A 17772-nucleotide genomic window follows, 5' to 3' on the forward strand; every position below is an offset into this window, starting at 1 on the left:
CCACGGTGCGGTTGACGTTGCGCACCGGCAGTTCCAGCCGGACCGGGTGCGCGTCCTCCAGCGCCGCCTCGGACAACTGGATGAGCGTGCGGTCAAGGGCGTGCTCGAGGCCGTGGTCCTGCTCGCGGATCTTGCGCCGGGCGCCGCCGTACGGGGTGTCGGTCGGCATCTCGAAGATCGGCGAGAGGTCCAGGCCGCTGGCCTTCCAGTGGTCGACGGCGTCGTCGGTGTCCAGCACGTCGGCGCGGCCGATCGCCTCGTCCAGGGTGCGGAAACCCAGCTGCGCCAGCAGTTCCCGGACCTCCTGCGCGACGAACCGGAAGTAGTTCACCACGTGCTCGGCCTGCCCGGTGTAGCGCTTGCGCAGCTCCGGGCTCTGGGTGGCGACACCGACGGGGCAGGTGTCGAGGTGGCAGACGCGCATCATGATGCAGCCGGCCACGATCAGCGGCGCGGTCGCGAAGCCGTACTCCTCGGCGCCGAGCAGCGCGGCGACCACGACGTCGCGGCCGGTCTTCATCGCGCCGTCGACCTGCACCGTGATGCGGTCGCGCAGTCCGTTCAACATCAGGGTCTGCTGGGTCTCGGCCAGGCCGATCTCCCACGGCGTGCCCGCGTGCTTGAGCGAGTTCAGCGGCGAGGCGCCGGTGCCGCCGTCGTGGCCGGAGATCAGCACGACGTCCGCGTGCGCCTTCGACACGCCGGCCGCGACCGTGCCGACGCCGAGCGAGCTGACCAGCTTCACGTGGATGCGGGCCTGCTCGTTGGCGTTCTTCAGGTCGTGGATCAGCTGCGCCAGGTCCTCGATCGAGTAGATGTCGTGGTGCGGCGGCGGCGAGATGAGGCCGACGCCCGGCGTGGAGTGCCGGGTGCGCGCGATCCACGGGTACACCTTGTTCGGCGGCAGCTGGCCGCCCTCGCCGGGCTTGGCGCCCTGCGCCATCTTGATCTGGATGTCGTCGGCGTTGACCAGGTACTCGCTCGTCACGCCGAACCGGCCGCTGGCGACCTGCTTGATCGCGCTGCGCCGCTCGGGGTCGTAGAGCCGCTCCGGGTCCTCGCCGCCCTCACCGGTGTTGGACCGGCCGCCGATGCGGTTCATCGCGATCGCCAGCGTCTGGTGCGCCTCGGCCGAGATCGAACCGTAGGACATCGCGCCGGTGTTGAACCGCTTGCAGATCGACTCGACCGACTCGACCTCGTCGATCGGCACCGGGGCGCGGCCTTCCTTGCGGAACTTGAACAACCCGCGCAGCGCGCCGCCCTCGCGGGAGAGGCGGTGCACCTCCTCGGTGTACTTGCGGTACACCTCGTCGCGCCGGGTCTTGCTGGCGTGCTGCAGCAGGAACACCGTCTCCGGGGTGAACAGGTGCAGCTCGCCCTCGCGGCGGTAGGCGTACTCGCCGCCGCTGTCCAGGCGGCGGTGCACCCGGTCGGTGGGGTTGTCCGGGTACGCCCGGCGGTGCCGGACGGCGACCTCCTCGGCGAGCACGTCGAGTCCGACGCCACCGAGCTTGGACACCGTGCCGGTGAAGTACTCGTCGAGCAGTTCCTGCGACAGCCCGAAGGACTCGAACACCTGCGCCGCGGTGTAGGCGCCGACGGTCGAGATGCCCATCTTGGACATGATCTTCAGGACGCCCTTGACGAGCGCGTTGACGTAGTTGCGCACGGCCTTGCGCGGCTCGATGCCGGTGATCGCGCCCTGCGCGATCATGTCCTCGATCGTCTCGAAGGCCAGGTACGGGTTCACCGCGGCCGCGCCGTATCCGAGCAGCAGCGCGATGTGGTGCACCTCGCGGGCGTCACCGGTCTCGACGACGAGCGCGACGCGCAGCCGCTCCTTGGTGCGCACCAGGTGGTGGTGCACCGCGGAAACCAGTAGCAGCGACGGGATCGGCGCCATCTTGTGGTCGGAGTCCCGGTCGGACAGCACGAGCGTGCGCGCGCCGGCCGCGATCGCCTCGGACGCCTCGCGGCGCACCCGCTCGATCGCCTCCGCCAGCGCCTTGCCACCGCCGTCCACTTCGAACAGTCCGGACAGGACGGTGCAGGCGAAGCCGGGCAGGTCGCCGTCGTCGTTGATGTGGATGAGCTTGGCCAGCTCGTCGTTGTCGATCACCGGGTACGGCAGCTGGATGTGCCGGCACGAGGCCGGGCCCGGGTCGAGCAGGTTGCGCTCGGGGCCCATGATCCGGCTCATCGAGGTGACCAGCTCCTCGCGGATCGCGTCCAGCGGCGGGTTGGTCACCTGGGCGAAGCCCTGCTTGAAGTAGTCGTAGAGCTGCCGGGAGCGCTTCGACAGCACGGCGGGCGGGGTGTCGGTGCCCATCGACCCCAGCGGCTCGGCGCCCTTCTCGGCCATCGGCGCGAGCAGGATCTTCAGCTCCTCCTCGGAGTAGCCGAACGCGAGCTGACGGCGCAGCACCGAGTCGTGGCTCTGCGTGACGTGGTCGCGGTCCTGCAGGTCGGCCAGCTGCAGCAGGCCGGCGTGCAGCCACTCCTCGTACGGGTGCTGCTTCGCCAGCTCCGACTTGACCTCGTCGTCGGCGACGATGCGGCCGGCCTCGGTGTCCACCAGGAACATGCGGCCCGGCTTGAGGCGGCCCTTGGCGACCACCTGGTCCGGCGGCACGTCCAGGACACCGGCCTCGCTGGCCAGCACGACGCGGTCGTCGGCGGTGCGCCACCAGCGGCACGGGCGCAGGCCGTTGCGGTCCAGCACCGCGCCGACGAGCGTGCCGTCGGTGAACGTGACGCACGCGGGGCCGTCCCACGGCTCCATCAGGCTGGCGTGGAACTGGTAGAACGCGCGGCGCTGCGGGTCCATCGTGGCGTGGTTCTCCCACGCCTCCGGGATCATCATCAGCACCGCGTGCGGGAGGCTGCGGCCGCCCAGGTGCAGCAGCTCGAGCACCTCGTCGAAGGACGCCGAGTCGGACGCCTCCGGCGAGCAGATCGGGTACAGCCGGGTCAGGTCGCCCGGGATCAGGCCCGAATCGAGCAGCGCCTCGCGGGCCCGCATGCGGTTGCGGTTGCCGCGGATCGTGTTGATCTCACCGTTGTGCGCGACGAACCGGAACGGGTGCGCCAGCGGCCACGACGGGAACGTGTTGGTGGAGAACCGGCTGTGCACCAGTGCGATCGCGCTGGTGAGCCGCGGGTCGCGCAGGTCGCCGAAGAACGCGGGCAGCTGCTCGGGCGTGAGCATTCCCTTGTAGACCAAGGTGCGCGAGGACAGCGACGGGAAGTACGTGCCGCACTCGGCCACGACGCTCTCGTGCTCGACCCGCTTGCGCAGGCAGAAGGTGAGCCGGTCCAGTGCGAGGCCGGACGGCCGCACGCCCTCGGCGTCGGGCCTGCCCGCCACGAACAGCATGGCGAAGTGCGGCATCACCGAACGCGCGGTGGGGCCGATGTCCGCCCCGTCGGCGTCGACCGGGACCTCGCGCCAGCCCAGCACCTCGAGGCTCTCCTCGTCGGCGAGGCGCTCGATCAGCGCCACGGCCTTGCCGCGCGCCTCCTCCTCGGCGGGCAGGAACGCGATGCCCGCCGCGTAGCGGTGGTGGCCCTGCGCGTCGGGTTCGGGCAGCTCGAAGCCGGCTTCCTCGCGGAGCAGCTGGTCGGGCAGCTGCACAAGGATCCCGGCGCCGTCGCCGGAAGTCGGTTCGGCGCCCGCGGCGCCCCGGTGGTCCAGGTTGATCAGCGCCGTCAGCCCGTCCGTGACGATGGCGTGCGTGCGCCGGCCCTGAATGTCGGCCACCATCGCCACACCGCAGGAATCCTGCTCCGTGGCAGGGTCGTACAGGCCCTGCTTGCCCGGGTTGGCGGAGAAGATCATGCGGGGACCTCCTTCGTCGTCTCAATGCTCAGTTCGGAAAGTTCCCCCGGTACTGCTGCAGGGACGACGATGGCCCTTGGATTAGCGCGACCTTAACACCCAGGAAACATGACGGCACCCTCTCGGAGTGTGGATTTTCTCATCCGATCGGTAACGATCTGGCTGCGAGGAACGACGTCGTTCTTGATGGGCTGGTTCGGTTCTGCTTACCGAGCATACGCGTCGCGCGATCCCATCAAGATTACGCGAGGATCCCGCCCGGCGGCCAGATTCGCCGGTGGTAGCGTTCCTCACGCTGGTCAGCGGCTTGCCGACCAGTGACGCGGCGGCCGCGAAACCGGTGGGAACCCGGTGCTGTGCCGCAACTGTGATGACTCGGGTGCGCTCCGTGCACACCCGGTCGAGCCAGGTCGCCTGCCGCCGCGCCGACGCCTTTCGCCTCCGGCTCAGGGGTGCGGCGTCCGTTACGCCTGGGTGCGGGACGGGGCCCCGTGACGCCGGCCGGAAACCGAGGTCTTCCCGTGTTCCGTCGTATCGCACCGTTGTTCGCCGTTCTACTCGTACTCGCCGGGTGCGCCACCCGGCCGTCCGAGGATTCCACCGCCCCACCCGAAGCCGAGGGCGTCTTCCCGGTCACGGTCGCCGCGCCCGGCGCACCGGCGGTGACGCTCGACCGGCAGCCGCAGCGGATCGTGTCGTTGTCGCCGTCGGCCACCGAGACGTTGTTCGCGCTCGGCGCGGGACCGCAGGTGGTCGCGGTGGACTCGGCGTCGAACTTCCCGGAGCAGGCGCCGCGGACCCAGTTGTCGGGCCTGAGCCCGGATCCGGAGGCGATCGCCGCCTACCGGCCGGACCTCGTCGTGGTCTACGCCGACACCACCGGTCTCGCCGACGCGCTGGCCAGGACCGGCACCAAGACCCTCGTGATGCCGGACGCGAAGACGCTGGACGACGCCTACGCGCAGTTCGAGGTGCTGGGCAAGGCGACCGGGCACCAGGCCGAGGGCGAGAGCCTGGCCCGGCAGACCCGCGACGACATCGACAAGATCGTCGCGGACACCCCGAAGCGGTCGCTGACCTACTACTGGGAGCTGGACCAGACGTTCTACAGCGTGACCTCGGCGACCTTCGCCGGGCAGGTGCTCACCCGGTTCGGCCTCACCAACATCGCCGACGGCGCCGATCCGACCGCCTCCGGCGGTTACCCGCAGCTGTCGGCCGAACGCATCCTGCAGTCCGACCCGAACCTGATCTTCCTCGCGGACAGCAAGTGCTGCGGGCAGAACGCGCAGACCGTCGCCGCCCGGCCGGGCTGGAACACGTTGACCGCCGTGCAACGCGGCCAGGTGATCGCGCTCGACGACGACATCGCCTCGCGGTGGAGCCCGCGGATCGTCGAGCTCGTCCGCACGGTCGCCGACGCGGTCGCCAGGACCGGTGCCTGACACCCGGACGCGGCTGCGGGCCCCGGTTCTGGTCGCCGGGCTCGTGGTGCTCGTCGCCGTCCTGCTGTTCGCCGTGCTCGTCGGCGCGAGCGACCTCGGCTGGCAGCGGGTGCTCGCCGAGATCTGGGCGCAGCTCACCGGCGGGCAGTCGCCGCTGTCCGCGCGGGAGGCCGCGATCGTGTGGCAGCTGCGTGTGCCGCGGGTCCTGCTGGCCGGGATCGTGGGCGCGGCGCTCGCGGCGTCCGGGGCGACGTTCCAGGGTGTGTTCCGCAACCCGCTCGCCGACCCGTACCTGCTGGGCGCGGCGGCCGGGGCGGGCATGGCGGCCACGCTCGTCGTCGTGTTCGCCCCGGCGGTCAGCGGCTGGGTCGTCGGGCCGCTGCCCCTGGCCGCGTTCGCCGGCGCGCTCGGCGGGGTCGGGCTGAGCTGGCTGGTCGGCCGCTCGGCAGGCGGCAGCACGAGCACGCTGCTGCTGGCCGGGGTCGCGGTGGCGTCGTTCCTCACCGCGATCCAGACGTTCGCGCAGCAGCTGAACACGGAGACGATCCGGCAGGTCTACACGTGGATGCTGGGCGGGCTGAACGTGAGTGGGTGGCGGGAGGTCCTGATCGCCGTGCCGTACGTGGCGCTCGCCGCGGTCGTGCTGTGCCTGTCGGCGCGGCTGCTCGACGTGCTCGCACTCGGCGACGCGGAGGCGGCATCGCTGGGGCTGCGCCCCGGCCGGATCCGGCTGGTGGTGCTGGCGGCGGCGTCGCTGGCCACCGCGGCGGCGGTGTCGGTGAGCGGGCTGATCGGGTTCGTCGGGATCGTGGTGCCGCACGTGGTGCGGATGCTCGCCGGGGCCAGCTACCGGGTGGTGATCCCGCTGTCGCTGGTCGGCGGCGCGGCGTTCCTGGTGCTGGCCGACCAGCTGGCGCGCACAGTCATGCCGGGCGAGCTGCCGCTGGGCGTGGTCACCGCGTTCACCGGGGCGCCGTTCTTCGCCTGGATCCTGCGCTCGTCGCGGAGGAGGTTCTCGTGACCGCGTTGTCGTTGCGCTCGGTGCGGGCCGGCTACGGCGATTGCCCGGTGGTGCACGGGGTGTCCGTCGAGGTGCCGGCAGGCGGGTGGCTGGCGATCGTCGGCCCGAACGGCGCCGGTAAGTCCACTTTGCTCAAAACGGTAGCGGGACTCCTGCCGCCACAGGGGGAAGTGCTCATCGACGGCCGCTCCGGGTTGCCACGCAAGGAACTCGCGCGCGTGGTCGGCTACGCGCCACAGGACCCGGCCGTGCCCGCGGGCCTGACGGTGACCGACTACGTGCTGCTCGGCCGTACACCGCACCTGAGCCTGCTGGCACGGGAAAGCCGCGCGGATCTGTCCATTGTGGAGGACGTGCTGGCCCGGCTCGATCTTGGTGAGCTGGCGGGCAGGCGGATGGACATGCTGTCCGGCGGCGAACGCCAGCGGGCGGTCCTGGCGCGGGTGCTGGCGCAGCGGGCGAGCCTGCTGCTGCTCGACGAGCCGACCACCGGCCTGGACATCGGGCACGCGCAGGCGCTGCTGGAGCTGATCGACCGGCTGCGGCACGAGGACGGCATCACGGTGGTGTCGACGCTGCACGACCTGACGTTCGCCGCGCAGTACGCCGACCAGCTCCTCCTGCTCGACGACGGCCGGGCGGTCGCGGCCGGGCCGCCCGCGGAGGTGCTCACCGCGAAGGCGCTCGCACGACACTACGGCGCGGCCGCGGAGGTCCGCGTCGGCGATCACGGTGAACTGGCCGTACTGCCCATCCGCCCCACACGGCCCTGACTTGGAGAAGCGCTCGCACGACACTACGGCGCGGCGGCAGAGGTCCGCGTCGGCGATCGTGGTGAACTGGCCGTGCTGCCGGTCCGGCCGGGCCGGAACAGACGGGAGAGCGCGGTGGAACTGCGGTATGCGCGCTGGCCGCGCCCGATCTGCGCGGGCAGACCAGCCCGTCGCGGGGCGACTTCGAGTTCACGTCCCTGTCGCTGGAGGACCGGTGGAAATCGACTCGGCGATCGACGCGTTCGTGAACACGCTGCGCGCGGATTGCACGCGTAAGTTCGGCGCCTGGATCGACCGGTTCTTCCACCCCGGACAGAACTAGAACCTGTTACAGTCAGGCGCATGATCCTCGATCGTTTCCGCGTGACCGGCAGGGTCGCCGTGGTCACCGGGGCCGGGCGCGGCATCGGCGCGGGGGCCGCCGTCGCGCTGGCCGAAGCCGGTGCGGACGTGGTGATCTCCTCCCGCACGAAGACCGACCTGGACGCCGTCGCCGCGCGCGTGGCCGACGCCGGGCGGCGCGCGCACGTCGTGCCTGCCGACCTCAGCGATCCCGCCGCGGCCGCCGCCCTGGCGCAGGCCGCGGTCGGCGAGTTCGGCCGCGTGGACATCGTGGTCAACAACGTCGGCGGCACCTATCCCCGCCCGCTGCTGGAGACCACGCCCGAGTTCCTCGAAGAGGCGTTCCGCTTCAACGTCTCGACGGCGCACGCGCTCACCACCGCGGCGGTGCCGTTGATGACCGACGGCGGCGCGGTCGTGAACATCTCGTCGAACATGGGCCGCGTCGCCGGGCGCGGGTTCGCCGCCTACGGCACCGCGAAGGCCGCGCTCGCCCACTACACCCGCCTGGCCGCTTACGACCTCGCGCCGCGCATCCGGGTCAACGCGATCGCCGTCGGGTCGGTGGCGACCTCGGCGCTCGAAGTGGTGGTGAACAACCCGGAGATCAAGGGAAAGATGGAGGCGGACACGCCGTTGCGCCGGCTCGGCGAGGTCGAGGACGTCGCGGCCGCGATCGTCTACCTGGCCTCCCCCGCCGGCTCCTTCGTCACGGGGAAGGTGCTGGAAGTGGACGGTGGGCTGCAGGCGCCCAACCTCGAACTCGGATTGCCGGACCTGTGACGCACCGGGTGGTGCAGTGGAGCACCGGCAACGTGGGGCGGCACGCGATCGCGGGCATCGACGCGCATCCGGAGCTGGAACTGGTGGGTGTCTGGGTGTCGAACCCGGACAAGGCCGGCCGCGACGCCGGTGAGCTGGCCGGCCTGGGCCGGACGCTGGGCGTCGAGGCGACCACCGACGCCGACGCGCTGCTGGCACTGGAACCGGACTGCGTGGTCTACACGGCGATGGCGGACGACCGGTTGATGGAGGCGCTGGCCGACCTGCAGTGGATCCTGCGGGCCGGGGTGAACGTGGTGTCGAGCAGCCCGGTGTTCCTGCAGTTCCCGGACGGCGTGGTGCCCGAGGAGGTGTCCGGCCCGGTGCGCGCGGCCGCGGCGGAGGGCGGCGCGTCGCTGTGGGTGAACGGCGTCGACCCGGGGTTCGCCAACGACTGGCTGCCGCTGGTGCTGACCGGCGTGTGCGAGCGGATCGACGAGGTGCGCTGCTTCGAGATCCTGGACTACTCGACCTACGACAACCGCAAGGTCGTCTTCGACATCATGGGCTTCGGTGGCCCGCTCGACGAGACGCCGATGCTGCTGCAGCCCGGCGTGTTGTCGCTGGCGTGGGGCAGCGTGGTGCGTCAGCTGGCGGCCGGGCTGGGCGTGGAGCTGGACGCGGTCGAGGAGAGCTACGAGCGGCTGCCGGCGCCGTCGGCGTTCGACATCTCGTGCGGCACGATCGCCGAGGGCACGGCGGCCGCGCTGCGGTTCGAGGTGCGCGGCATGCGCGGCGGACGGCCGGTGTGCGTGCTCGAGCACGTGACGCGGCTGCGGCCGGACCTGGGGCCGGACTGGCCGCAGCCGTCCGGGCAGGGCTGCTACCGGGTGCAGGTGACCGGCGAGCCGAACTACACGCTGGACCTGCGCCTGGTCGGCACGGACGGCGACCACAACACGGCCGGCCTCAAGGCGACGGCGATGCGCCTGGTGAACGCGATCCCCGCGGTCGTCGCGGCGCCGCCCGGGCTGCTGACGGCGCTGGACCTGCCGCTGGTGACGGGGCGCGGCCTGGTCAGCTAGACCACTGCCTCAGGCCGATGTAGAGGACCACGCCCGCGGCGACGAGGGCGGCGAACCCGAGCACGCCACCGAGGAGCAGCCCGCTGCCCAGGGAACGCCACGGCGGCCGCGCGAGCCGGCACAGGGACCCGCCGATGATCGCGCCGAACGTGACCCCGATGAACGCGTAGCCGTATTCGCCGGCGTGCCAGCCGGCGACGACGTCCCCGGCCAGGGCGGTCACGACGGCGATCAGCAGTCCGGTCGCGAGCGCGAACCCCAGGAAGGCCACACCCGGCCGCCGGTCCTCGGTCATGATCGCCAGTCTGCCGCGCCCGGCCGGTGGCGCGCGTGAGTAGAACTACTCGCGTTCCGGCGCGACCTTTTCGGTGTCGTCGTCCTTGCTGCGCAACGTTTCCGGTGCCTCGCGCGGCCCTCGCCGCTTGGCGAGGACGAAGTAGACCATCGCGCCGGCGAAGACGAGGATCGACGTCCACGTGTTGACCCGCAGGCCGAGGATGTGGGTGGCGTCGTCGGTGCGCATCAGCTCGATCCAGAACCGGCCCAGCGTGTACCCGGCGACGTACAGGGCGAACGCGCGGCCGTGGCCGAGGCGCATCTTGCGGTCGGCGTAGACGACCAGCGCCGCGATGAGCAGGTTCCAGATCAGCTCGTACAGGAACGTCGGGTGCACCGGGCTGTCCGCGAGCGGGATGTGCCCGAACGCAATGCCGTTGGGCCCCTGGTCGGGGATCGTCGGGTTGTTCGGGTCGAAGCGCTGGTAGATCTCCAGGCCCCAGGGCAGCGTGGTGTGCGCGCCGTAGAGCTCCTGGTTGAAGTAGTTGCCGAGGCGGCCGATTGCCTGCGCGACGACGATGCCGGGGGCGATCGCGTCGGCCATCGCGGGCAGCGGCACTCCCTTGCGGCGGCAGCCGATCCACGCGCCGACCGCGCCGAGGGCGATCGCGCCCCAGATGCCGAGGCCGCCGTCCCAGATGTAGAGCGCCTTGACCGGGTCCTTGCCCTCGCCGAAGTAGCGCCACCAGTCGGTGATGACGTGGTAGAGGCGGCCGCCGACGAGACCGAACGGCACGGCCCACACGGCGATGTCGACGACCGTGCCCTTGGTGCCGCCGCGCTGCACCCAGCGGCGGTCGCCCCACCAGATGGCGAGGATGATGCCGGCGATGATGCAGAGCGCGTAGGCGCGGATCGGGATCGGTCCCAGGTGCCAGACGCCGCGGTCCGGGCTCGGGATCGTCGCGAGGAACACAGCCGAGGCGGAATTCACGCGCTCACCGTAACGTGCGCGGTGTGAAGTGCGTGGGTCAGCCCGCGCGGTTGAGGACGGCCGACCCGATCGCGAGCACACACCCGACGCCGAAGATCGCGGTGAGGTACCACGGGCCACCCTGGGTGACGTTCCAGACCGCCACCAGAGCCGCCACCACGGCGATGACGAGACTGCGCACCTGCAGGGGAGAAGGCCGGGCCATGCGGACAGCCTGCCACGCCCGGATCAGCGGGTGAGGTCGAGGGTGGCCGCGAAGGGCTCGGTGAAGGTGAGCTTGCCGCCCTCGCTGCGCGCGCTCTCGCGGTACTCGCCGTCGGCGAGCTCGAACAGCACCGCCGGGCCGTCAGTCTCGACGAGGAGGTAGAACGGGACGCCCGCCTCCGCGTAGAGCTGCCGCTTGAGCACCCGGTCCTGCACCCGGCTCGACGGCGAGACGATCTCCGCGGCGATGAGGAGATCCTGCGCCTGGTAGTAGACGACCCCGAGGCCAGGTGTGGTCACGACCGCGAAATCCGGGATCAGCAACCGCTGCCCTGGCAGCCGGACGTTCACTCCCGGCAGCAGTTCGGTCCCGGCGGGGAGTACCGGCGACAGCGCGACCTGCAACTTCTGCAGGAGCCGCTGATGACCTGACTTGGGCGCGGGGCTCACGAGCAGGCCCCCATCGACCAGCTCGATGCGGCTGCCGTGGTCCTCAGGCAGCCCGAGAACGTCCTCCACGGTCCATTCACCGTCGTGCTTCGGCACGAGGTAGTCCGGTTCAGCCGGTGCTGCCACGCTCACCTCCGTTCCCGCCGCAGGCCCCTTTTCCGGCCAGTGTGGCATATCGTCCCCCGGTTCATCCGAAACGCGAGGACACCCTTCCACCCGGCACCGGCCGTCCTAGCCCGCGGAGGCTCCTCGCCGCTCCAGGGCGCGGCGTATCTTGCGCTTGTCGTACTCCGGCAGGGCCTCCACGGTGGCCAGGTCGGGCAACAGCGCGGGCTCCGTGGTGAACGCCCGGAATGCGATTCCGATCGTCACGCCGTGCTCGGGCCGCGACAGCACCGTCACCGCGTCGCCGGCCTGGACTGAGCCCGGCTCCAGCACCCGGAAGTACGCGCCGGGCAGCGCGCGCTGCGTGAACGTCTTCACCCAGCCGCGTTCGCCGAGCCAGCCGGCGAACGTGCGGCACGGGATGCGCGGCGAGGTCGCCTCCAGCACCAGCGACGAGCCGACCCGCCACCGCTCCCCGATCAGCGCCCCGGTCACGTCGACGCCCGTCGTGGTCAGGTTTTCGCCGAACACGCCGGGTGGCAGCTCGCGGCCCAGTTCCGCCGCCCAGACGTCCAGGTCCTCCCGCGCGTACGCGTACACCGCCTGGTCGTCGCCGCCGTGGTGGCGCAGGTCGCAGATCACGTCACCGGCCACGCCGCTCGCGCCGACGCCGCGCGGGCCGGGCGCGGCCACCGCCACCGGCCCGTCGACGGGGCGCTTGTCGATCCCGGTGACCCCGAGATCGGCCTCCCGCAGCTCGCGCTTCGTCCCGATGTTGACCGACAGCACCTTCGCCATGCTCATGCCTTGCAGAACCAGTCGGCCTGCCCGGGCTCGGGCACGGCGCCGCCGGGCGGGAACGTCTCGCGGAAGGTGAACGCGTACGGCGTCGGCCCGTGCGCCCGCAGGTGCCGGATCCGGTCCTCGGCCTCGTCGGTGCCCGGCCGGTGCCCCTCGGGCACCCACCACAGCGCGGTGAACGCCTCGGGCATCCGCTCGAACCACTCGCGGCGGCGCTTCAGCACCGCCCGATGCTCCCCCGAGTACACGTACGCGGCCAGGTCCTCGACCGAACGCCACGTCGACATGTTGACGATGACCCCCGCGCTGGTGCCCGTGTCCCACTCGAAGGCGCGGATCGCGGTCGCGTTGCCGTCCTCGGTCTGCATGCGCCACACGAAACCGGGTGCGGCGTCGGCGAGCGCGTTGACCGGGTCGAGCGCGTCCACGAAGTCCTTGAGCTGGGGCGACGTCAGCGGGGCGACCAGGCGGCCGACGTTCACCTGCGCGAGTTCATAGGCCATGCCGCCAGTCTGCCGATCGATCGGCGCGGAAGCCACGTGTTTTGCCGTGGAATCCTCAGGCGTTGGCGACGGCCTGGCGCACGCCCTCGGCGAGCTCACCGGCCAGCGCGTGCACCGGTTCGGTGCCGCCCGCGGCGGCCGACACCAGCGCCGACCCCACGATCACGGCGTCGGCGAACCCGGCGATCTCGGCCGCCTGCTCACGCGACCGGACACCCAGGCCGACACCGATCGGCAGGTCCGTGTGCGCCCTGGTGCGCGCCACCAGCTCGGCCGCGCCGCTGCTGACCTGGTCCCGCGCGCCGGTGACGCCCATGACCGCGGCCGCGTACACGAACCCGGAGGACGCCTTGACGGTCAGGTCGATCCGCTCCTCCGACGAGGACGGCGCGACCAGGAAGATGCGGTCCAGGCCGTGCTGCTCGGACGCGGCCATCCAGTCGCCTGCCTCGTCCGGGATCAGGTCCGGCGTGATGAGGCCGAGGCCACCGGCGGCGGCGAGGTCGCGCGCGAACTTCTCCACCCCGTACTGGCGCACCGGGTTCCAGTAGGTCATCACGACCGCGCGACCACCGCGGGCCGACACCGACTCGACGACCTCGAACAGGTTCCGCAGCCGGAAGCCGTTCTTCAGGGCGGCGTCCGCGGCGAGCTGGATCGTCGGGCCGTCCATCACCGGGTCGGAGTACGGCACGCCGACCTCGACGAGGTCCGCGCCGCCGTCGATCAGGGCCGCGAGCAGGTCCTTCGAGCCCGGCACCGTCGGGTACCCGGCGGGCAGGTAGCCGACCAGCGCGGCGCGGCCCTCGCTCTTCGTCTGAGCGAACAGATCCTGCAGCCCGGTCACTTCTCCACCAATCCGAAGTACTTCGCGGCGGTGTCCATGTCCTTGTCGCCGCGGCCCGACAGGTTCACCACGATGAGCCCGTCCCGGCCCAGCTCCTTGCCGAGCTGGATGGCTCCGGCCAGCGCGTGGGCCGACTCGATCGCCGGGATGATGCCCTCGGTGCGGGACAGCAGCGCGAACGCGTCCATCGCCTCGGCGTCGGTGACCGGCCGGTACTCGGCACGGCCGCTGTCCTTGAGCCACGCGTGCTCGGGGCCGACGCCCGGGTAGTCCAGGCCGGCCGAGATGGAGTGCGACTCGACCGTCTGGCCGTCCTCGTCCTGCAGCAGGTACGACATCGCGCCGTGCAGGTTGCCCGGCGTGCCCTTGGTCAGGGTGGCGCCGTGGCGGTTGCCGTCGATGCCCTCGCCGCCCGGCTCCAGGCCGACGAGCCGCACGTCCGGGTCGTCGATGAAGCCGTGGAAGATGCCGATCGCGTTGGACCCGCCGCCGACGCAGGCCGCGACCGCGTCCGGCAGCCGGCCGGTCTGCTCGAGAATCTGCGCGCGGGCCTCCTCGCCGATGACCTTGTGGAAGTTGCGCACCATCATCGGGAACGGGTACGGCCCGGCGGCGGTGCCGAACAGGTAGTGCGTGGTGTCGGCGTTGGCGACCCAGTCCCGCAGCGCCTCGTTGATCGCATCCTTGAGGGTGCGCGAACCGGTCTTGACCGGGATGACCTCGGCGCCGAGCAGCCGCATCCGCGCCACGTTCAGCGCCTGCCGCTCGGTGTCGACCTCGCCCATGTAGACCACGCACTCGAGGCCCATCAGGGCGCACGCGGTGGCGGTGGCGACGCCGTGCTGGCCCGCGCCGGTCTCGGCGATGACCCGCTTCTTGCCCATCCGCTTGGTTAGCAGCGCCTGGCCCAGCACGTTGTTGATCTTGTGGGAGCCGGTGTGGTTGAGGTCCTCGCGCTTGAGGAAGATCCGCGCGCCGCCCGCGTGCTCGGCGAACCGCTCGGCCTCGGTGAGCAGCGACGGCCGTCCGGCGTAGTCGCGCAGCAGGCGCTTGAACTGGGCCTGGAACTCCGGGTCGAGCCGAGCCTTGTCGTACTCGGCGGACACCTCGTCGACGACGCCGATCAGCGCCTCCGGCATGAACCGGCCACCGTAGGGGCCCCAGTAGCCGCGCTCGTCGGGGTCGTGCGCGTCGTGCTGCTCGTGCTCGCTCATCGGCTCGGCCTCGGGCATGCGGGGTGCGATCCGGCGGTGACCAGCTTCATCAGTGCGCCCTTCGGGTCGCCCGAGGCCACCAGGCCCTCGCCGACCAGGACCGCGTCGGCGCCGTGCCCGGCGTAGGCCATCAGGTCGCCGGGGCCGCGGACGCCGGACTCGGCGACCTTCACCGTGTCGAACGGCAGGCCCGGCGCGAGACGGCCGAATACGTCCCGGTCGACCTCGAGGGTGTGCAGGTTGCGGGCGTTGATGCCGATGACCTTGGCGCCGGCCTCCAGCGCGCGGTCGGCCTCCTCGGCGTTGTGCACCTCGACCAGCGCCGTCATGCCCAGCGACTCGACGCGGTCGAGCAGCGCCATGAGGGCGTTCTGCTCCAGCGCCGCGACGATCAGCAGGACCAGGTCGGCGCCGTGCGCGCGGGCCTCGTGGACCTGGTAGGGGGTGACGATGAAGTCCTTGCGGAGGATCGGGATGTCGACCGCGGCGCGGACGGCGTCCAGGTCGGCCAGCGAGCCGCCGAACCGGCGCTCCTCGGTGAGGACGCTGATGACCCGCGCGCCTGCCGCCTCGTAGTCCTTGGCGAGCGCGGCGGGGTCGGGGATGTCGGCCAGCGCACCCTTGGACGGGCTGCGGCGCTTGACCTCGGCGATGACGCCGATCGACGAGTCACGCAGCGCGGACATGGCGTCCCGCGGCGGCGGCGCCTGCGCGGCGAGCCGCTTCAGCTCGTCGAACGGGAGCGCCTTCTCCCGTTCGGCGAGATCTTCCCGGACGCCGGCGACGATGTCTTCGAGAACGGTCACGGCGCAACCTCACCGGTTGTCGCACATTCACTCGAAAGCTGGCTCACAAACACCTTCCCCTTCCCGCAGAAAAGATGCTAACCCGCCCACCTGTGCGGACCGGTTCCGGGTCGGACTTGCCTTGTCCGGCAGCGGAAATCGCCGCCTACCGATCAGTAGTCGGGTCCTCGCCCTCCGACAGCGCCTCCCACAACTCCGCGTCCGGATCCTTCGCGGCCTTCTTCCGGCCGGCCGGGGCCTCGTAGCGCGCGCCCAGCTTCGCCATGCGGCCGGCGCCCTTGATGGCGAACAACCCCGCGACGAGCATCAGAATTCCCGCCAGCAGGGCCAGTCCGCGCCCGGCGAAGATCTGCGCGGTGGGCGCACCCTCCGGGAAGCCGCCGAAGCGCCAGCCGTCGATCGCGATCCAGCCCGCGGCGATGCCTGCCAGCGCGACCAGCACGCCCAGCGCGCGCCGCAGCCAGCCGCCCGCGGCGATCAGCCCGGCGACCCCGGCCAGCGCGAGCACGGCCAGCGGCACCAGCGCGACTGACTCCTGCTCGCCGGTGTGCTTGTCCAGCACCATCCCGCGCACGCCCGCGTCGCGCAGCTCGGCGGCCCAGACCAGCCGCGAGGAACCCCACAGCGCGGCCGCGGCCAGCAGGAGCGCGGCCGCGACGATCCACAGTGGACGCTTACTGGACGCTGGCGACGTCATCGGCCGGGTCCAGCTTCCGCGGCGGCGCCATGGTCTGCGCGGCGGCGACCGCGGAGAGCACCGTGCGGGCCTTGTTCAGGCATTCGTTGTCCTCGTACTCGGGCACCGAGTCGGCCACCACGCCGCCGCCCGCCTGCACGTACGCGATCCCGTCCCGGATCAGGGCGGTGCGGATCGCGATGGCCGTGTCGGCGTCGCCCGCGAAGTCGAGGTAGCCGACGACGCCGCCGTAGAGACCGCGGCGGGTCGGCTCCAGCTCTTCGATCAGCTCCATCGCGCGCACCTTGGGGGCGCCGGAGAGCGTGCCGGCCGGGAAGCACGCGGCCACCGCGTCGAACGCGGTCTTGTCCTCGGCCAGCTCCCCGGTGACGGTGGACACGATGTGCATGACGTGGCTGTAGCGCTCGATGGCGAAGAAGTCGACCACCCGCACGGTGCCGGGCTTGCAGACCTTGCCCAGGTCGTTGCGGCCGAGGTCGACCAGCATCAGGTGCTCGGCGCGCTCCTTCTCGTCGGCAAGGAGGTCCTTGGCCAGCTGCGCGTCCTCCTCCGGGTCCGCGCCGCGCCAGCGGGTGCCCGCGATCGGGTGCGTGGTGGCGCGGCCGTCCCGCACGGTGACCAGCGACTCGGGGCTGGAGCCGACGATGTCGAACCCGTCCAGCCGCAGCAGATACATGTACGGGCTGGGGTTGGAGGTGCGGAGCACCCGGTAGATGTCCAGCGCGTCGGCCTGGGTGGGGATCTCGAACCGTTGCGAGGGCACGACCTGGAACGCTTCGCCGGCCTTGATCGCCTCGACGGCCTTCTCCACCGCGGCGAAGTAGTCGGCCTGCGTGCGGCGGCGCTCGAACTCCGGGACAGGGCGGTCGAAGATGGCGGCGGTCGCGGGGGCCGCCGCGCCGAGCCGCTCGGTCATCTCCTCCAGGCGGCGGACGGCGTCGTCGTAGGCCGCGTCGACCCGCTCCGGGCTGTCGTCCCAGTTGACCGCGTTCGCGATGAGCGTGACCGTGCCCTCGTGGTGGTCCACGGCGGCCAGGTCGGTCGCCAGCAGCATGGTCAGCTCGGGGATGTCGAGGTCCTTCTCCGCCAGCTCCGGCAGCTTCTCCAGCCAGCGCACCGCGTCGTAGCCGAGGTAGCCGACCATCCCGCCGGTCAGCGGCGGCATGCCCGGCAGCGGCTCGGTGTGCAGCGCGGCGACCGTCTCCCGCAGCACGGTCAGCGGGTCGCCCTCGGCGGGCAGGCCCACCGGCGGGGTGCCCTCCCACACGGCCTTGCCGTCCCGCACGGTCAGCGCGGCGGGGCTGCGGACCCCGATGAAGGACCAGCGCGACCACGACTGCCCGTTCTCGGCCGACTCGAACAAGAACGTGCCCGGGCGGTCGGCCGCGAGCTTGCGGTAGACCCCGACGGGCGTTTCGCCGTCGGCGAGCAGCCGCCGGACCACCGGGATCACGCGACGGCCCTCGGCGAGGGCACGGAACTCGTCGCGCGCGGGGCTCACCGAACCGAGGCCGCCGTCGGTGGGATTCGCACTGACCATGGGGCCATTGTGCCGCCCGGGTCCGACACTCTGCGCACCGGGCGTTAATTCAGACTCTGTTGAATT

Annotated in this window: 17 protein-coding genes; 5 read left to right on the forward strand and 12 right to left on the reverse strand. The window is 71.7% G+C overall.

Annotated features, from left to right (window positions below):
* The coding region (gene gltB / locus ACCP09_RS16840) for a glutamate synthase large subunit (protein ID WP_433747727.1) at positions 1 to 3841 on the reverse strand (3841 nt) is incomplete at its 3' end.
* Positions 3842 to 4362: 521 nt separating this feature from the next.
* Here gltB and ACCP09_RS16845 point away from each other — a divergent pair.
* The 5 genes from ACCP09_RS16845 (at position 4363) to ACCP09_RS16865 (ending at position 9269) form a co-directional block, all read left to right on the forward strand.
* The gene (locus ACCP09_RS16845) at positions 4363 to 5286 is read left to right on the forward strand and encodes an ABC transporter substrate-binding protein (RefSeq protein WP_433747730.1); all 924 of its coding nucleotides are present in this window, start codon (positions 4363 to 4365) and stop codon (positions 5284 to 5286) included.
* On the forward strand, positions 5279 to 6307 hold the full coding sequence (locus ACCP09_RS16850; RefSeq protein ID WP_433747732.1) for a FecCD family ABC transporter permease: 1029 nt from the start codon (positions 5279 to 5281) through the stop codon (positions 6305 to 6307). The genes ACCP09_RS16845 and ACCP09_RS16850 overlap by 8 nt, the downstream gene beginning before the upstream one ends.
* Positions 6304 to 7080: an ABC transporter ATP-binding protein gene (locus ACCP09_RS16855; RefSeq protein WP_433747735.1), complete on the forward strand. Its 777-nt coding sequence runs from the start codon at positions 6304 to 6306 to the stop codon at positions 7078 to 7080. Before ACCP09_RS16850 ends, ACCP09_RS16855 begins: the two co-directional genes overlap by 4 nt.
* Positions 7081 to 7422: 342 nt before the next feature.
* The gene (locus tag ACCP09_RS16860; protein WP_378333944.1) at positions 7423 to 8205 is read left to right on the forward strand and encodes an SDR family oxidoreductase; all 783 of its coding nucleotides are present in this window, start codon (positions 7423 to 7425) and stop codon (positions 8203 to 8205) included.
* Positions 8202 to 9269 (forward strand): NAD(P)H-dependent amine dehydrogenase family protein, encoded by a 1068-nt coding sequence (locus ACCP09_RS16865; RefSeq protein WP_433747739.1) that lies wholly within the window; start codon positions 8202 to 8204, stop codon positions 9267 to 9269. The genes ACCP09_RS16860 and ACCP09_RS16865 overlap by 4 nt, the downstream gene beginning before the upstream one ends.
* On the opposite strand, the gene ACCP09_RS16870 is transcribed toward ACCP09_RS16865, so the two are convergent.
* The 11 genes from ACCP09_RS16870 to ACCP09_RS16920 form a co-directional block, all read right to left on the reverse strand.
* Positions 9262 to 9564: a hypothetical protein gene (locus ACCP09_RS16870; RefSeq protein ID WP_433747742.1), complete on the reverse strand. Its 303-nt coding sequence runs from the start codon at positions 9562 to 9564 to the stop codon at positions 9262 to 9264. The two genes, ACCP09_RS16865 and ACCP09_RS16870, sit on opposite strands and share 8 nt — an antisense overlap.
* A 45-nt stretch (positions 9565 to 9609) precedes the next feature.
* On the reverse strand, positions 9610 to 10539 hold the full coding sequence (lgt, locus tag ACCP09_RS16875) for a prolipoprotein diacylglyceryl transferase (protein WP_228685152.1): 930 nt from the start codon (positions 10537 to 10539) through the stop codon (positions 9610 to 9612).
* A 37-nt stretch (positions 10540 to 10576) separates the two neighbouring features.
* On the reverse strand, positions 10577 to 10744 hold the full coding sequence (locus tag ACCP09_RS16880) for a hypothetical protein (protein ID WP_020419677.1): 168 nt from the start codon (positions 10742 to 10744) through the stop codon (positions 10577 to 10579).
* Positions 10745 to 10767: 23 nt separating this feature from the next.
* The gene (locus ACCP09_RS16885) at positions 10768 to 11319 is read right to left on the reverse strand and encodes a Uma2 family endonuclease (protein ID WP_433747746.1); all 552 of its coding nucleotides are present in this window, start codon (positions 11317 to 11319) and stop codon (positions 10768 to 10770) included.
* A gap of 105 nt (positions 11320 to 11424) precedes the next feature.
* Complete coding sequence (locus ACCP09_RS16890; protein ID WP_400988308.1) at positions 11425 to 12102, reverse strand: MOSC domain-containing protein; 678 nt, start codon at positions 12100 to 12102, stop codon at positions 11425 to 11427.
* The gene (locus ACCP09_RS16895) at positions 12099 to 12602 is read right to left on the reverse strand and encodes a DUF3291 domain-containing protein (protein WP_378333938.1); all 504 of its coding nucleotides are present in this window, start codon (positions 12600 to 12602) and stop codon (positions 12099 to 12101) included. The genes ACCP09_RS16890 and ACCP09_RS16895 overlap by 4 nt, the downstream gene beginning before the upstream one ends.
* 55 nt (positions 12603 to 12657) lie before the next feature.
* Positions 12658 to 13449, reverse strand: coding sequence for a tryptophan synthase subunit alpha (gene trpA, locus ACCP09_RS16900; protein WP_027934831.1), 792 nt, complete (start codon positions 13447 to 13449; stop codon positions 12658 to 12660).
* Positions 13446 to 14681, reverse strand: coding sequence for a tryptophan synthase subunit beta (gene trpB, locus ACCP09_RS16905; RefSeq protein ID WP_027934830.1), 1236 nt, complete (start codon positions 14679 to 14681; stop codon positions 13446 to 13448). Before trpB ends, trpA begins: the two co-directional genes overlap by 4 nt.
* Positions 14660 to 15469: an indole-3-glycerol phosphate synthase TrpC gene (gene trpC, locus ACCP09_RS16910; RefSeq protein ID WP_027934829.1), complete on the reverse strand. Its 810-nt coding sequence runs from the start codon at positions 15467 to 15469 to the stop codon at positions 14660 to 14662. The genes trpB and trpC overlap by 22 nt, the downstream gene beginning before the upstream one ends.
* 145 nt (positions 15470 to 15614) lie before the next feature.
* Positions 15615 to 16166 (reverse strand): Trp biosynthesis-associated membrane protein, encoded by a 552-nt coding sequence (locus ACCP09_RS16915; protein ID WP_037323033.1) that lies wholly within the window; start codon positions 16164 to 16166, stop codon positions 15615 to 15617.
* Positions 16144 to 17706: an anthranilate synthase component I gene (locus ACCP09_RS16920; protein ID WP_433747753.1), complete on the reverse strand. Its 1563-nt coding sequence runs from the start codon at positions 17704 to 17706 to the stop codon at positions 16144 to 16146. The genes ACCP09_RS16915 and ACCP09_RS16920 overlap by 23 nt, the downstream gene beginning before the upstream one ends.
* Positions 17707 to 17772: the final 66 nt, after the last annotated feature.

The sequence above is a fragment of the Amycolatopsis sp. 3B14 genome, from assembly GCF_050958625.1.
In the GTDB taxonomy this organism is placed as follows: Bacteria; Actinomycetota; Actinomycetes; order Mycobacteriales; family Pseudonocardiaceae; genus Amycolatopsis_E; species Amycolatopsis_E thermoflava.

Coding starts and splice junctions, on each gene's coding strand:
- ACCP09_RS16890 (WP_400988308.1), bottom strand. CDS start 12,102: ATGAGCATGGCGAAGGTGCTGTCGGTCAACATCGGGACGAAGCGCGAG.
- trpB (WP_027934830.1), bottom strand. CDS start 14,681: ATGCCCGAGGCCGAGCCGATGAGCGAGCACGAGCAGCACGACGCGCAC.
- ACCP09_RS16860 (WP_378333944.1), top strand. CDS start 7,423: ATGATCCTCGATCGTTTCCGCGTGACCGGCAGGGTCGCCGTGGTCACC.
- ACCP09_RS16880 (WP_020419677.1), bottom strand. CDS start 10,744: ATGGCCCGGCCTTCTCCCCTGCAGGTGCGCAGTCTCGTCATCGCCGTG.
- ACCP09_RS16895 (WP_378333938.1), bottom strand. CDS start 12,602: ATGGCCTATGAACTCGCGCAGGTGAACGTCGGCCGCCTGGTCGCCCCG.
- ACCP09_RS16915 (WP_037323033.1), bottom strand. CDS start 16,166: ATGACGTCGCCAGCGTCCAGTAAGCGTCCACTGTGGATCGTCGCGGCC.
- ACCP09_RS16870 (WP_433747742.1), bottom strand. CDS start 9,564: ATGACCGAGGACCGGCGGCCGGGTGTGGCCTTCCTGGGGTTCGCGCTC.
- ACCP09_RS16920 (WP_433747753.1), bottom strand. CDS start 17,706: ATGGTCAGTGCGAATCCCACCGACGGCGGCCTCGGTTCGGTGAGCCCC.